Genomic DNA, 15907 nt, shown 5'->3' on the forward strand with positions numbered 1-15907 from the left:
ATGACGCACTACAAGCCAAAACAAACCTTTGCACAAAATGTGGACGTAGAACGTGACACGGAAAGCGAATTACAACAAGGAACCCAATTCGAATCGGAAACCGATTTTACCCCTGTCTCGAGTGAAGAGTGGGATGCGGATCTTGATGCGACCTTAAGGCCTTCGCCACGTAAACGTCGCCGCGTGTGGCCATTTTTGCTATTGGTGACTATGCTGCTCGCCGTGTGGCAATCGGCGGACAGCGTCTATCAAAGCTGGCTCGAACGAGATTGGTTGAGTCTGGGTTGGCAGGGTCTGCTAGTCGCGGTTGCCACAACCGGACTGGTGATGCTGGGCAAAGAATGGCGGGCGATGCGTCGTTTGGTTCAGCGTGAAGCCGTGCGGGAGCAAGCGGAACAGCTGCTAAGCTGTGATGCGGTCGGGCAAGGAGAGCGGTTTTGTCAGCAATTGGCTGAGCAAACCGGGCAGGCCCAAACGGCAGCCTTTGCCAACTGGCAGCAGCAACTGGCGGCCACACATAACGACAGTGAAATTCTGAGTCTCTATGAGCAGCAAGTACTGAGTGCGCAAGATAAAGCGGCGCGTGACCTGGTAACCAAGCACGCGCAAGAGGCGGCACTCATGGTAGCGGTGAGCCCGTTGGCGGCGGCAGACATGTTGTTGGTTGCTTGGCGTAATTTTCATTTGATGACGCGTATCGCGCAGATCTACGGGATCCAACTGGGCGTTAAAGCACGTTTTCGCCTACTGAAAATGGTGCTCACTAACATGGCGCTGGCGGGTGCCAGTGAGGCGATGACCGATGTGGGCTTTGATGTGTTGTCCGTCAATATCGCTGGCCGAGTATCAGGCCGGGTGGCGCAGGGGCTCGGCATTGGCCTGCTCACCGCGCGGTTGGGGCTTAAAACCATGACACTCATGCGGCCACTGCCTTGGCATGGTCAAGCCGCGCCTAGCCTGTCACAACTTCGCCGTGAGTTGGTAAAGCGGCTGGTGGGGAAGCGTCAACAAGACGCGTCATAGTCCACGCCGGTAAGGTGGCTGGTAGGTAGACTTACCAGCCACATTGGTATTCATTGAATAATCAGTGAGTTAATTGCGTGTTCTCTGTGCTACAAACGTGACGGCGTAAGGCAAAAATCGCATCAGGGCTTGACTGTTCCCCCCAACCCGCTCAAACTCCGCTTCAGTGTCAACTTATCCTGACAGCTAATGCAGCGCATGCAGCCGCGACGATGAATGCTTCAGTAACCCGTTGAAGCGGGCATAGTTTTAGGGTACTCATCGCAAAAAGGCTTGCTGCCGGTATTGGGTATCACTGTCAAGTTACAGGAATCCATTATGAGACTGAAAGTCTGTTGTGAAGATAGGATCGGGCTTACCCGCGAACTCCTCGATATTCTGGTGCGCCGCGACATCGACCTGCGTGGTATTGAAATTGACCAGGTCGGAATCATATACCTCAACTGTCCGGAAATTGAATTCGACGCCTTTAGCCAGTTGATGTCGGAAATTCGACTCATTTCTGGGGTCACCGACGTACGCAAAGTACAATTCTTACCGGCTGAGCGTGAACATAAAGAGTTGCGAGCGTTAGTTGAAAGCCTGACCGATCCTGTGGTGTCGATTAACCTCGATGGCTACATTGATATGGCCAACAAGGCGGCGCAAGACTTGATTGGCTCGAGTGAACACCAGCTTATCGATGAACATGCAAACAGCGTGTTTCCTGACTTTCAGTTTGCCCATTGGCTGGAAAAAGAAGAAGCCAGCCAAAGCTGTCGTATGGTGGTAATGGCTGGGCTCGACTTCCTCATGGAAGTGATGCCAGTGCACATCAATGACGAAAGTGAGCAGCCTGTATTGGTGAGTGCGGTGGTGCAGCTCAAGCAGGTGGCGATGAATAACACCTCGCAAACTGTGTTCCGTACCCCGAGCGATCACGGGTTTGATCATCTTGTGGGTCAGTCAAACAAGTTTAAGCAGCTTATTAGCCAAGCGAAAAAGCTGGCGATGTTGGATGCACCTCTCTTAATACAAGGCGAAACGGGCACAGGTAAAGAAATGATAGCGCGTGCCTGTCACCGTCACTCCTTGCGCGCAGACAAACCTTTCCTACTCGTTAACTGCGTCTCTATGCCGGATAACGCCGCTGAAACCGAATTGTTTGGTATGGCGGCCGCCGAAGAAGGCGGTAGCGCCAAAAAAGGCATCTTAGAGCAAGCGGATGGCGGCACGGTATTCTTGTACGAAGTCGGCGAAATGAGCCGCCACCTGCAAGTGAAGCTATTGCGCTTTATGCAAGATGGTACCTTCCGCCGCGTGGGGGAAGAACGCGAGATGCAGGTGGATGTAAGAGTGATCTGTTCAACACAGAAAAACTTGCCTGAGCTGGTGGCGGCCCATCAGTTCCGTGAAGATCTCTTCTATCGTCTCAATGTGTTATCGCTCACTGTCCCACCACTTAGAGAGCGAACGGCCGACGTGATGCCGCTTGCAGAACTGTTCGTCAAACAATTTGCTGCCGATTTAGGGCAATCCAAGCCGCGCATCGATGAGGCGTTGGCGGACTATCTTACCCACTATGCGTGGCCCGGGAATATCCGCCAGTTACGTAATGTGTTGCTCCATGCGATGACCCAAATTGACGCAGAAGTGATGACGATTGATGACGTCCAACTGCCAGAAATTGAAAACACTCAGTTTATGAGTGAAGAGTCGATGGATGGTTCGTTAGATGAAATCATGAAGCGTTACGAGTCGGGGATTTTGCATAACCTGTATCGAAGCTACCCTTCAACGCGCAAGCTGGCTAAACGGTTGGATGTCTCGCACACCGCGATTGCCAATAAACTGCGCGACTATGGGATTGGTAAAAAGTAAGCCGATGCCGGAAGCCAGTATGTATCAGACGTCAGTGAGCCACTTCCCGCGTTTGTCCGTTGATGAGCTACGCATAGATGCCATCAGTCACGAGGACGTGACCCGGGTGGTGCAGTACTTTCAGCGCAACCGTGATTTTCTCGCCCCTTGGGAGCCTGAACGTGCGGCGGGTTTTTATACTGAACAGGGATGGAAGCGGCGTGTGCTGCAGTTGATGGAATTACAAAAGCATCAGCTGGCTTATTATTTTTTGATCGCCAAGCAAGACTCGCCTCACGTGTTAGGGGTGATTTCTTATACCAGTGTGATGCAATACCCGTCTTATTCGTGCACCGTGGGCTATTCGTTAGATGAAGCGGCACAAGGACAAGGGATCATGCGTCGAGCGCTCGCCGCGACCAATCAGTGGCTATTCGATAACGTCCATATCCACCGTGTGTGTGCTTCCTACATGCCGTGTAACCAGCGTAGTGCCAAGGTGCTAGAGGCAGTGGGGTTTGAATATGAAGGTCGAGCGCGTGATTACTTGCTGATTAATGGCCGATGGGAAGATCATATCCTAATGGCGCACATCAATCCGCACTGGCGACCTAAACCGGCCTGACCCGCGACCGTCTCACGGATGCTCCAGCAGTCACCCACAGGTAATAATAAAGGCGACCCGATTAGGTCGCCTTTTGCGTTTCTAGTATGCGCTTTGTCCGCGAGTTATTTCCATAGCAGGCGTGAGAGCACGACTATTTCACTGTCAGCACACGCATGGTGTTGGTCGAGCCAATCACTTCCATCTGATCGCCTTGGGTCATGATCACCTGGTCTCCCTCGGCCAAAAAGCCACCTTCTTTTAAGGTTTGCAGGGCGCGCTCCGCCACTTGCAAGCCGGCACCGCTGTCACTGTCAAAATACACCGGGGTAACACCACGATAGAGTGCGGCACGGTTAAGCGTGTGCTCATGACGCGATAACGCGAAAATCGGCTTACCGGATGAAATACGTGACATCATCAAGGCTGTGCGGCCCGATTCGGTCAGCGACACCATGGCTTTGACCCCTTTCATATGGTTCGCCGCGTACATGGTCGCCATAGAGACTGTTTCTTCTTGGCTATCAAACTGGCGGTCTAGGCGGTGATTCGATACGTTAACCGACGGCATCTTCTCAGCCCCGACACACACTTCAGCCATTGAGCGTACTGTTTCCAGCGGGTACTGACCGGCAGCGGTTTCTGCCGATAGCATCACTGCATCGGTGCCATCGAGCACCGCATTGGCCACATCCATCACTTCCGCGCGAGTAGGCATGGGGGCGGAAATCATTGATTCCATCATCTGCGTGGCGGTGATCACCAAACGGTTCATGCTGCGCGCGCGGCGAATGAGCTGCTTTTGTACCCCAACCAATTCTGGGTCGCCAATTTCCACACCAAGATCACCGCGCGCCACCATCACCACATCAGACGCTTCAATAATGTCGTCGATACTCTCATCACTGACCACGGTTTCGGCACGTTCAACTTTGGCCACCAAACGCGCATCCAAGCCAGCGTCGCGCGCCAAAGAGCGGGCATAGTGCATATCTTGGCCGTTGCGCGGGAAGGAGATCGCTAAGAAGTCGACGCCAATTTTGGCGGCAGTCAGAATGTCTTGCTTGTCTTTTTCCGTCAGTGCAGGGGCAGACAGGCCACCGCCTTTTTTGTTGATCCCTTTGTTGTTAGAGAGCTTGCCGCCTACCGTGACTTCGGTATGCACTTTGGCCCCTTCAACCGCCAGTACCTTGAGCTGTACGCGGCCATCATCAAGCAGCAGAATATCGCCATTGGTGACGTCCTGGGGCAGGGCTTTATAATCAAGGCCGACCGCGTCTTGGTCGCCCATGCCAGGCGAGAGCTCGCCATCTAACGTGAACTTATCGCCAACGGAGAGAGTAATGGCACCGTCTTTAAAGGTAGAAACACGGATTTTAGGGCCTTGCAAATCACCCAAAATACCCACGTGGCGGCCAAGTCGCGCCGCAATCGCGCGCACTTGATCGGCGCGTTTAATGTGGTCTTCCGCACTGCCGTGAGAGAAGTTGAGGCGAACGACGTTAGCACCAGCGACAATAATTGACTCCAACACACTGTCTTTGTCGGTGGCAGGGCCGAGTGTGGTAACAATCTTCGTTCTTCTCAGTTTTGCAGACATGATTAACTCCTATATACAGGGTGATGTTTTAAGGGATAGTGCAGAAAGGGCAACATCACCGCTAGGTCGTGGATTCGACGACATGCTGACATCAGTGTAGCGCATCAAAAACGTCGAAAAGATGACACAAAAAAGGAGTGCCAACGCACTCCTTTTAGTTAGGTCAGGGATTCTTTATGAAAGCGTGAATCGCGAATGGCTTCTTTGACACGCTTCAAGTTATCTCTAAATCCTGGGCCACGGCGAAGCGTGAAGCCTGTTGCTAGCACGTCGATAACCGTCATTTGCACGACCCGGCTTGCCATCGGCATGTATTCGTCCGTGTCTTCCGGCACATCGAGCTGGATGGTGTGGGAACACACTTTATCTAGCGGCGAGTCGCGCTGCGTGATGCCGATAACAGTGGCACCGTTTTCACGCGCTAAATTAGCCACATCGACCAAGCTTTTGGTACGCCCTGTGTGTGAAATCATCACCACCACATCGCCATCATTACAGTTAATACAGCTCATTCGTTGCATCACGATGTCGTTAAAGCACACCACCGGAATGTTAAAACGGAAGAACTTGTTTTGCGCGTCATGCGCGACCGATGCGGATGCGCCCAACCCGAAAAAGGCGATTTTTTTCGCCTGGGTTAGCATGTCGACCGCGCGGTTAATTTGGTGCGTGTCGATGCTGTTTTTCGCTACATCCAAACAGGCCATGGTTGACTCAAAAATCTTCGCCGTGTAAGCATCCGCACCATCGTTCTCTTCAACGTTGCGGTTCACATACGGGGTGCCGTTGGCCAAGCTTTGTGCCAAGTGAAGTTTAAAGTCCGGGAAGCCTTTGGTATCTAGGCGACGACAAAAACGGTTAACCGTTGGCTCGCTCACATCAGCCATCTTTGCCAAAGTCGCAATACTCGAGTGAATAGCGGTTTGAGGGGAGGCGACAATGATTTCAGCAACTTTTCTTTCAGATTTGCTGAAGTTTTCAAGATTTTTTTGTATTTTTTCCAGAGTATTCATCTGAGTTACCGCTTACGTTCAAGACCAAAGTTAAAAACTGTCGCTCGATGAGAGCGAGCATCAATGAAGTGTTAAGTGCGTCATTCACCACGGCTTTTGACTGCCGTTTAGTAACAGATAGTCTATCCTCTCGCGGATTGTAATGACATTATTATGACTATCTGAGCATAAAAACTTTGTCACCATTCACGCTTTTAGTTATTTCCTTACATAATTAAGGAATATATTTACAGCGCGAAATAAATAAATCGTCAAAAATCAGCCGAATTGGGTGGTGTTAACCATTACATTGAAAAATAATTACGTAACCCTAGGTAATCATAAGGAGCGCGTGTGTCAGGATTGAAAGTTGGAATTTGTGGATGTGGTTGGTTGGGCCAACCGCTGGCGTCACACCTACTTGGCGCTGGACACCACGTGGTGGGGACCAAACGTGAGCCAGCCTCGGCGCAAGCATTGAGCGAGACGCTGGCGACCACCGTGGTGCCGTTTGATGTGATGGCGCCGGATTATCAATCAGCGGCGGCATTGCTCGAGACTGACATCGTGGTGATCAATATCGCAGCGGGGCGTCGTCACGCCGACTTTGATGCATACCGCGATGCCATGTGCGCGTTTATCGACCGCCTGGCCCAAGCAGGCGTTGAGCATGTGCTCTTTATCAGCACCACCTCTGTATACGGGGAGCTTAAAGGGCAGGTGACCGAGCACACCGCGACCGCCGCCGCCACGGCGTCAGGCAAAGCACACGAACATATCGAAGCGCATCTGCGCGAAACGTATGGAGAGAAAGGAACAATCATGCGGCTCGCGGGGTTGATTGGCGGTGCGCGTCATCCTTCAACTATGCTCGCGGGTCGACAAGGCTTATCAGGCGGCAATGAGCCGGTAAACTTGATCCACCGCAGTGATGTGATGGCGGCGATCAGTGCGATTATCCATCAGCGTCAATGGGGTCACACCTTTCATCTGTGCGCGGAACTGCACCCAGCGAAAAGTGTGTACTACGGCTGGGCAGCGCGTGAAATGGGTTTGACACCGCCTGAGTATCAGCCAAGTGCAGGCGATGGTAAATGGATTGATGCCTCGCAGACGCTATCGCAACTGGGACTTAACTTACGTTATGCCTCACCGTATCAAATGATCGCAGATGGTCAGGTGACTTCGGACGACCCAGCCCCAAAATAAAAAAAGCCCACACAAGGTGGGCAAAAATAAAGGTAGAGACAAACAAACTCTAAAGTAAGTAGAAAAAGCAGCAGCAGGTCGGAAAGAAAGATGAATCATGCTCCCTCACGTTCTGAGGGGGATAAGGCATTTCTTACCGATGCACCCATTAGGACTGGGCGAATTTAAAGAAGTTCCTACAAATTAAAAAAAGTCGTGATATTTAATCAATAGGCGATGTAGATGTGACGCTTGTCTCATAAATGGCGGCAATTAATGCCGCCATCTCACGCTATTGCAACACAGCTATTGCAATAGAGTGAGATGGCCTAGCGTGTCACCGACGTCCGGTTAGGCGGCCCATTGCCGTTGCTTGAGCCATTGGAACAATCCACCCAACGCCACCAAGCAAAGCCCAAGGCCAATAAAGGACAATGCTCGCATCAGCCCCTCTAAACTTGCCATATCAACCAGGAACACTTTTAGGATTACTAGCGCCAACACCGCCATTGCGCCCTGCTGTACCCGTACCGATTGCTGCCAGTAGCCACCCAGCAAGCTCAAACTCCCTATTGCCAACCATACCAATGAGTAGGTATACAGCTCTGCATGTGAGGTCAATTGCGACAGGGCAATGGTATCGCCTTGCCAAGTCTGACGGATCAAACCGTTAACCAGCAAAAAACCAAACACCGCGGCACAGGTGCTGGCCGCTGTTTGCACTCGGGCTTTTGGCAAGGGTAGCGATGGATATCCCCATTTCGCTAACCACACACACGCGAGCAAAGGAACGCCCCACCAAGGCCAGAGTAAACTGGCAAGTGGCGAGTCACCAATCGAGACCCTCTCAACGTATGGGTTATGCTCGAAAAAGAGAATAAATTGGGTGAGTGCACTTAAGACTAAGAGGGCGATGCCGCCGATACGGTACAAAAACGCGAACGTCTGCGCGGCGCGAGCACGATAAAGATACACACACGCCAATAATAACCAGTTCATGCTCATGACCACCGCGCCAGAAATCGAGTACATCACGCTGGTCAGCCCTTGAAGATCACATAGCCACAGTGTTGCACTTGTGAGCCACAGCGCGGCGAGTTGCAGTTGTGCGCCAGTGAGCCAAGCGGGCAGTGTGTGGTTTTGGACCCAGCGCTGACCAACATAAATCAACAGCCCAAGCGACGGATAAAGCCATAATGTGTCTGGCAGTGATGCCATATGATGGGTGGAGAGCAATAACAAGGTCGCGCGCGCGAGCACCACGCTGAGCAGTGCTTGGATCACCCAATTGGCGAGCGATATCCGGTATTGATGGGTGAGCCAAAGCATCACCACTGCTTGCGCGGTCAAGGCCAAGGTCAGAGCGTAATCGCTCAGCAGCAACGTTAACGCGAGCGCCAGGTGGGCATTGACGCCACACCACAGGCTCAATCGAGCCAGAACATGGGCCTGATCGGTACCTTTAAAATGACGAGTAAAGGCCGCTAACACCGCGCCGCCACCGACGAGGCAAGCCGCCCATAACGGTGCGCTAGACGCGTACGCAAGCGTTCCGCCCCAAAACGCGCCTGTCACCTTCGCATTAAGGCTCACCATGAAGGGCGTGGCTAGGCACGCTAGCCAGATAAAATGGATACGTTGCGGTGACCGTTTACCTAGGGCTAAGCCATAGAGCAGGGTAATGACACCCATCCCCAAGCCAACCTGCTGGGCAAGCGGGTCGCGGGCAAGATCGCCGAACCATAACCAGAGGGCGACCCAAGCTAAGCCCAGCACCGGCCACGCATCCCAGCGTGCGGAGAAAAGCGGCGCGAGATAAAGCCATGCCACCAACGCGGCCATCAATGGCATCCCGACCGTAAACGGTAAAGAAAACGCTGCAGTAGAGGCAATAAACATTATTGCCAGCATCAGCCAAGTATCGAGTGCGTGATGGTGCCAAGCTCGAATATCGACAAGGGTGCGCCAAGACAGTGGCGCGTCAGATGTTGGTTTGAGTAACCACCCCAACGTTGGCACCGCGACTAATAGGTACACAGAGCCGAGGGCAAACCCGGTAACGATAAGCAATGGCACCGAAAAATGCGCAAAAGCAAACAGCCAAGCAAGGTGCACCCCCCACAAGCTATACCATAGCCATCGGCGCTCGACGCGCTGAGCCACATAGGTGATGGCGGCAGCGACGAGCAAGAAATAACTGGCGAGCAATCCGTAGCTGGGGGTGGCACTGGTAGAGAACAATGGCGCGCCATACGCCCCGATGAGCCCGACAACGGTCAGTAACGGACCAAATCTAAGCCCGTAGAAGGTGGCAGCGAGCGAGATCAGCGCCAGCATCACGACGGCGACTGGCTCGGCAATAAACTGATAGGGCGTCGCCGCCATCAAGGTCAGGCCAAACAAGCTGATAAAGCCCGCGCTCGCAATCGCAGCCGGCACATAGCTCGGCCAATCAATTTGCGTATACCGGCGCAACTTATCGTGTAGCCATTCACTGCCAACAATCAAGCCGACGCCAAACAGCGCTCCCAAGCCAAGACGAGCCAAAGGAGGAAAATAACCTTCACTGATCAGGTAGGAAATTAAGAAAAGTCCGCCGAGGGTAAAAATACCGGCGCCACTCCAAACCAGCCACTGTTGTTTCGCGCGCTCAAGCCAAGCGAGACGATGACGGTTATCGCCTGATGGTTGCGCGTCAGAGGCGGTATGGGCGGAGTTGGTTGCGACTGGCTCTGCAACACTGGGCTCTGTGTTAGATGGCGCATGCTGGGTCGATGTGGCAAGCGCTTCCTGCGTTAATGGGTGGCTATCACGCGATACCATAGCCGCGTCTGTATCGCGGCCAGCCTCAACCGGCTCTGTGTGAGCCTCAGCCGTGAGGTTGGCATGAGTGGACGTCGGCATTGCGTCAGCGTCAGCGTCCGCTTTCGATTGCAACTGGGAAAGGGTATGGCGCACCTCCGAGAGCTCTCGATTGAGTGCGTTGACTTTGAATAGGGCCCAGAGGCCACAAATACCACCAATGAGCATCACCAAACTGGCGACAAACACCAAGAGGAGTAAGGATTCCATATCGCGTTAACCAAGCCCGCTGTCACTAAATGCGTGCACACTGTACAGCGAGGCCGAATGAATTGGCGTAATCGCGACAAGAAAAGTCAAAACTTGGGAGCAAGTGCATAAAAAAGCCCACAAGCAAACGGCGAGTGGGCATAGAAGAAAAGTCTTCTAGAAAAAGCAGTGGCACAAGGTGTGACTACCAGAAATGCGAATGGGTTCCCACTTTTGTTCAAAAAAAGCACAGCCATGGCTGAGAGCGTGGCAGAGCTGGCTGCTTAACCATTTTTATTCAACGCGTTACATAGTCAGCCAAGCGCGCAAAACGTCATCACGATTTACCAAACAATATACGGTCATGCAGCAAACGTGGGTGTAAACCCACTTGGTCGCTGTCTCGGCGAAATCACTCAATAATGTGATGTTACTCATGCGATGCGTGTGTGTTTCAGGCTTGTTAAAATCCATGTCTGGGTATAAAGTTAAACAAGCGTTTAATACAGGTGAATGAACAATGGCAGGACGAGGCGACACCAAAGCAAAAATTCTGGATGCCGCGGAGCAGCTCTTCGCCGAGCACGGGTTTAAAGAAACGTCGTTACGCACGATTACCAGCAAGGCTGGCGTTAACCTTGCCTCAGTGAACTATCACTTTGGCGACAAAAAATCACTGGTGCGTGCCGTGCTCGGACGCTACCTCGAAGCGTTTATGCCAGCGCTCGGTGAGCAGCTGCAAGCGCTCTTAGTGCGACCAGATTGCACGATGGAACAAGTGTTCTTATGCGCAAAACAGCCAGTGCTTGCGCTTGATGCGTATCGGCCACATGGTGCAGCCACCTTTATGCAACTGATTGGCCGCGGTTATACCGATGTACAAGGCCATTTACGTTGGTTTATCACCACCCGTTACGAACACGTGCTGTCGCTGTTTAACCAAGCGGTACGCAAAGCCAACCCCGCACTGACGTCAGAGGCGGTGTTTTGGCATTTACACTTCACCCTTGGGGCGGCCATTTTCACCATGGCGTCCAGCGAAGCGTTGCGTGATATTGCCGAAAACGATTTTGGTCGCACCCTTGATACTGAAGCGATCGTTGACCGCTTAATTCCGTATCTAGCAGCAGGGATGAACGCCAAACCCGCGGCAATGGCACAGCAGGGGCAAGTGCTCGCCTTCGCGACGGAGTCACAAGCGGAGTAGGGCAATCAAAACACATCAAGCGAGGTGCGATGCGTCCCGCTTATTTGAACCACTCAGCGCAGCGACAGGTGTATCACGGTGCGTGAAGTGCAATGTAAAAACCCGTTCTGGTCGCACAATAACAGCAAAAAGAGTGCAACCATGATCAACAAAAGGACCTGAATCATGAGCTCTCAAACTTCATTACGTCGTTCACTGGTGAGTGATAAAGCGTTTACTTTCTTCAAAAAAGTGCTGCCACCGTTATCCGCCACTGAGCGTGAAGCGATGGAAGCCGGTAGTGTGTGGTGGGACGGTGAACTGTTTTCCGGATCACCGAACTGGAAAACCTTGCACCAATATGGCAAGCCGGCGTTAAGCGCGGAAGAGCAATCGTTTATCGATAACCAGCTAGAAACCCTCCTGGCGATGTTGGATGATTTTAAAATTGTCCAAGAGCAAAAAGATCTGCCGGAAGAAGTCTGGGATTATCTGAAAAAAGAGCGCTTTTTCTCGCTGATCATTCCCAAAGAATACGGTGGCCTCGCGTTCTCGGCGCTTGCCAACTCTACCATCGTATCGCGCATTGCCACCCGTAGCTTAAGCGCAGCGGTGACCGTGATGGTGCCTAACTCACTGGGGCCGGGTGAACTGCTGACCCATTATGGTACCCAAGACCAGCGCGACTATTGGCTGCCACGCTTGGCCGATGGCCGTGAAGTGCCGTGCTTTGGCTTAACTGGCCCAGAAGCAGGCTCCGATGCTGGGAGTATTCCAGACCGCGGCGTGGTGTGTATGGGTGAGCACAATGGTGAACAAGTGCTAGGGATCCGCTTAAGCTGGAACAAACGCTACATTACACTGGCCCCCGTGGCGACCGTGGTGGGCTTGGCGTTTAAACTGGGCGATCCAGACGGTCTGCTGGGGGACAAAAAAGAGCTTGGCATCACCTGTGCCCTGGTCCCTGCAGAACACCCTGGCGTTGAAATTGGCGATCGTCACAACCCGCTCAACATGGCATTTATGAACGGCACCACCAAGGGTGAAGATGTATTTATTCCGATTGATTGGGTCATCGGCGGTAAAGACTACGTTGGCCGCGGTTGGCGCATGCTGGTGGAGTGTCTGTCAGCCGGTCGAGGGATCTCGTTACCCGCACTGGGGACGGCGGTAGGGCATCTCGCCACCCGTACCACAGGCGCTTACAGTTATGTGCGTAAACAATTTGGTATGCACATTGGCCGCTTTGAAGGGGTAGCAGAAGCCCTAGGCCGCATGGGCGGGTTGAACTACTTAATTGAATCGACCCGCACCCTGACCACCACCGCGCTTGATCAGGGAGAAAAACCGGCGATCATCACCGCGATTTCCAAATATCACATGACCGAAATTGCGCGCACCATCTTGAATGACTCGATGGATGTGCACGCGGGTCGTGCGATTCAGTTGGGGCCCCTAAACTACATTGGCCATCATTACTTTGGTATTCCGGTGGCAATCACGGTGGAAGGCGCGAATATTCTTACCCGCAACCTAATGATCTTTGGTCAGGGGGCGACCCGTTGCCATCCTTACGTCCTTAAAGAGATGGAAGCGGCGGCGAACCCAGACCAAGAGGCCGGCGCCCAAGCGTTTGATAAATTGCTGTTTAAACACATTGGCCATGCCACTAAAAACAGTGTGATGGGGCTGGTCAACGCGCTGACCGGATCGCTGACCAACCGCGCGCCGGTGAGTGGCGAGACGGCTAAATACTATCGTCACCTTACCCGCATGAGTCGTGCACTGGCGGTGACCACCGATGTCGCAATGTTGTCTCTTGGCGGTGAGCTGAAACGCCGAGAAATGCTGTCCGCGCGTCTGGGGGATGTTCTGAGCCATCTTTATATGGCGTCGGCAACGTTGAAGCGCTACGAAGATGAAGGCCGTCCGAGCCAAGATCTGCCGATGGTGCACTATGCGCTGCAATATTGCCTAGCCCAGTGTGCCAAAGCGTTTGATGGGGCCTTTAATAACTTCCCTGCCAAAGGGGTGGGCCGCAGCCTACGTGTGCTCTTGTTCCCGCTCGGCATGCACTACAAAATGCCCTCTGACAAGCTGCTTAATCAGATTGCCGAGCAGTTAATGACACCGAGCGCAGAGCGCGACCGTTGGACGCACTTATGCTATGTGGGCGACAAAGCCGACGATCCGGTGGCGGTGATGGAGCGCGCGTTTACCGCAATGTGGGCGTGTCGTGACACCGAAAAAGCCCTGATCAAGGCGGTGAAAGCCAAGCAGATTGACGGCAAAGCCAGCTTGGCGGATCGCTCGCAACAAGCGGTTGAGCAAAACCTTATTACTGCCGAAGCGCGTGACAAACTGCTAGAGGCTGATGCGCTGCGTGCTTATGCGGTACAAGTGGATGACTTTAAAGCCGAATGGTTTACCTCCAGCCAGTTAGAAGGCGGTGCCATTGCCAAGCCCAATCCAAGTAAAGCGGCATAAAGGTCGCTAACTTGCGCCAGAAAGCGTCTGCACCTCGCAGGCGCTTTTTTATTGGCGCTGACACTTGGGGCCACAATGCTGAGATCTTGCCCACTATTCTTGCCTGCAACACCTCCAACCACTGGGTATTTTTGCCCTTTTTCCTTAAAAGGGGATGCATAGGCAGGCGTTAGTATTTATCCTTAGCCTCAATTTTGTGAGGGACGTTGAATATGATCATCAAACCTAAAATTCGTGGATTTATCTGTACGACGACACATCCTGTTGGTTGTGAAGCCAACGTAAAAGAGCAAATTGACTACACCAAAGCGCAAGGCGCGATTGCGAATGCGCCTAAGCGTGTACTGGTTGTGGGTGCCTCCAGCGGCTATGGCTTGTCCTCACGCATTGCGGCAGCCTTTGGCGGCGGCGCCGCAACCATTGGCGTGTTCTTTGAAAAACCAGGCACTGAGAAAAAGCCTGGCACCGCAGGCTGGTACAACTCAGCCGCATTCGACAAGTTTGCCAAGCAAGAAGGCCTGTATTCAAAAAGCCTGAACGGCGATGCTTTCTCGCATGAAGCCAAGCAAAAAACCATCGAGCTCATCAAACAAGATCTTGGTCAAATCGACATGGTGGTTTACTCGCTGGCCTCGCCAGTACGTAAGCTACCTGACAGCGGCGAGCTGGTGCGCTCGTCACTGAAACCTATCGGTGAGACCTACACCTCAACCGCGGTAGACACCAACAAAGATGAAATCATCGAAGCCAGTGTTGAACCAGCCACCGAGCAAGAAATTCAAGACACTGTTACCGTAATGGGCGGCGAAGACTGGGAGCTTTGGATCAACGCCCTTAATGACGCCGGTGTCCTTGCCGAGGGCTGCAAAACTGTCGCTTACAGCTACATTGGTACAGAGCTTACCTGGCCAATCTACTGGGAAGGCGCGCTAGGTAAAGCGAAAATGGACTTAGACCGTGCTGCCAACGCGCTAAACCAAACACTTGCCGCCAAAGGCGGTAGCGCCAACGTGGCGGTACTCAAAAGCGTGGTCACCCAAGCCAGCTCAGCGATCCCGGTGATGCCGCTTTATATCGCCATGGTGTTCAAGAAAATGCGCGAAGAAGGCGTCCATGAGGGCTGCATGGAGCAAATCTATCGCATGTTCACTCAGCGCCTGTATCAAGCCGATGGCAGCGATCCAGAGGTAGATAGCGAGCGTCGCCTGCGTTTAGACGATCTAGAGCTGCGCGAGGACATTCAGCAGCACTGTCGCGACCTGTGGCCACAGATCACCACAGAGAATCTCACTGAGCTGACCGACTACAACGAATACAAAGCCGAGTTCTTGAAGCTATTTGGCTTTGGCGTTGAAGGCGTCGACTACGACGCAGACGTGAGCCCGGTAGTGGAATTTGATGTCGAAAACATCTAAAACCGCCTAGCAAACACCCAAAAGAGGTCAGCCTAACGCTGGCCTCTTTTTTATTGGCTGAAAGCTAACCAAACGCACCGCGAATGTTGGTTTTTTACTTTACAAACCAACCCCAACCCAATAATATACGCCGCGTTCCGGAGAGATGGCTGAGTGGTTGAAAGCACCGGTCTTGAAAACCGGCAAGGGTTAATAGCCCTTCTAGGGTTCAAATCCCTATCTCTCCGCCACACAAAGAAAAGCCGCTGCTTAGTCAGCGGCTTTTCTCCGTTTATACCCCCACAAATTTCTAAATTCTGACCCCACCAACATTTTAGACCCCTTTGCCTAAACACACTGCCAAGCGTCTGATAACCTAGCCCACAAAAAATTGCCCTGTAAGGCCTTTTGGACGCCGCCAGGGAAAACGCATGAAGATCCGCGCCATGCCTGGGCTATCGATTTAATGACTTATTTATCAATTAAAGCTTAAAACCGTGCGTTGTACCATGTTTATTAATTAAAATGAGTGAAAATAAAGGA

The 15907-nt window shown here is 52.6% G+C and carries 10 protein-coding genes and 1 tRNA gene; 8 read left to right on the top strand and 3 right to left on the bottom strand.

Annotation, left to right across the window (positions count from 1 at the left end):
* From EHW56_RS07395 to EHW56_RS07405, 3 genes are all read left to right on the top strand, one after another.
* On the top strand, positions 1-1023 hold the full coding sequence (locus tag EHW56_RS07395; protein WP_152794838.1) for a YcjF family protein: 1023 nt from the start codon (positions 1-3) through the stop codon (positions 1021-1023).
* 318 nt (positions 1024-1341) lie between these two features.
* Positions 1342-2883 carry a transcriptional regulator TyrR gene (tyrR, locus tag EHW56_RS07400; protein ID WP_152794840.1) on the top strand — a complete coding sequence of 514 codons (1542 nt, stop codon included), beginning with the start codon at positions 1342-1344 and terminating at the stop codon, positions 2881-2883.
* Positions 2864-3487, top strand: a complete 624-nt coding sequence (locus tag EHW56_RS07405) for a GNAT family N-acetyltransferase (protein WP_227486489.1) — start codon at positions 2864-2866, stop codon at positions 3485-3487. The genes tyrR and EHW56_RS07405 overlap by 20 nt, the downstream gene beginning before the upstream one ends.
* 133 nt (positions 3488-3620) lie before the next feature.
* Here EHW56_RS07405 and pyk read toward each other — a convergent pair whose 3' ends face one another.
* Positions 3621-5066, bottom strand: a complete 1446-nt coding sequence (pyk, locus tag EHW56_RS07410; RefSeq protein WP_077579246.1) for a pyruvate kinase — start codon at positions 5064-5066, stop codon at positions 3621-3623.
* 158 nt (positions 5067-5224) lie between these two features.
* Positions 5225-6079 (bottom strand): MurR/RpiR family transcriptional regulator, encoded by an 855-nt coding sequence (locus EHW56_RS07415; RefSeq protein ID WP_046073477.1) that lies wholly within the window; start codon positions 6077-6079, stop codon positions 5225-5227.
* Between the two features lie 333 nt (positions 6080-6412).
* On the opposite strand from EHW56_RS07415, the gene EHW56_RS07420 reads away from it, so the two are divergent.
* Positions 6413-7267 carry an NAD(P)H-binding protein gene (locus EHW56_RS07420; protein WP_152794842.1) on the top strand — a complete coding sequence of 285 codons (855 nt, stop codon included), beginning with the start codon at positions 6413-6415 and terminating at the stop codon, positions 7265-7267.
* A 330-nt stretch (positions 7268-7597) separates the two neighbouring features.
* Here the strand turns inward: EHW56_RS07420 and EHW56_RS07425 are convergent, their stop codons facing one another.
* On the bottom strand, positions 7598-10318 hold the full coding sequence (locus tag EHW56_RS07425; protein ID WP_152794844.1) for a DUF2339 domain-containing protein: 2721 nt from the start codon (positions 10316-10318) through the stop codon (positions 7598-7600).
* 499 nt (positions 10319-10817) lie between these two features.
* Between EHW56_RS07425 and EHW56_RS07430 the strand changes: the two genes are divergently transcribed.
* From EHW56_RS07430 to EHW56_RS07445, 4 genes are all read left to right on the top strand, one after another.
* The gene (locus EHW56_RS07430; RefSeq protein WP_077668201.1) at positions 10818-11504 is read left to right on the top strand and encodes a TetR/AcrR family transcriptional regulator; all 687 of its coding nucleotides are present in this window, start codon (positions 10818-10820) and stop codon (positions 11502-11504) included.
* A gap of 165 nt (positions 11505-11669) precedes the next feature.
* Entirely contained in the window at positions 11670-13970 is a 2301-nt protein-coding gene (locus EHW56_RS07435; RefSeq protein ID WP_046073474.1) for an acyl-CoA dehydrogenase, read from the top strand.
* A gap of 212 nt (positions 13971-14182) precedes the next feature.
* Positions 14183-15385, top strand: coding sequence for an enoyl-ACP reductase FabV (fabV, locus tag EHW56_RS07440; RefSeq protein WP_152794846.1), 1203 nt, complete (start codon positions 14183-14185; stop codon positions 15383-15385).
* A 139-nt stretch (positions 15386-15524) separates the two neighbouring features.
* Positions 15525-15615 (top strand) — tRNA-Ser (locus EHW56_RS07445).
* Positions 15616-15907: the final 292 nt, after the last annotated feature.

Source organism: Salinivibrio sp. VGrn1 (genome assembly GCF_009377995.1).
Classification (GTDB): Bacteria; Pseudomonadota; Gammaproteobacteria; order Enterobacterales; family Vibrionaceae; genus Salinivibrio; species Salinivibrio siamensis.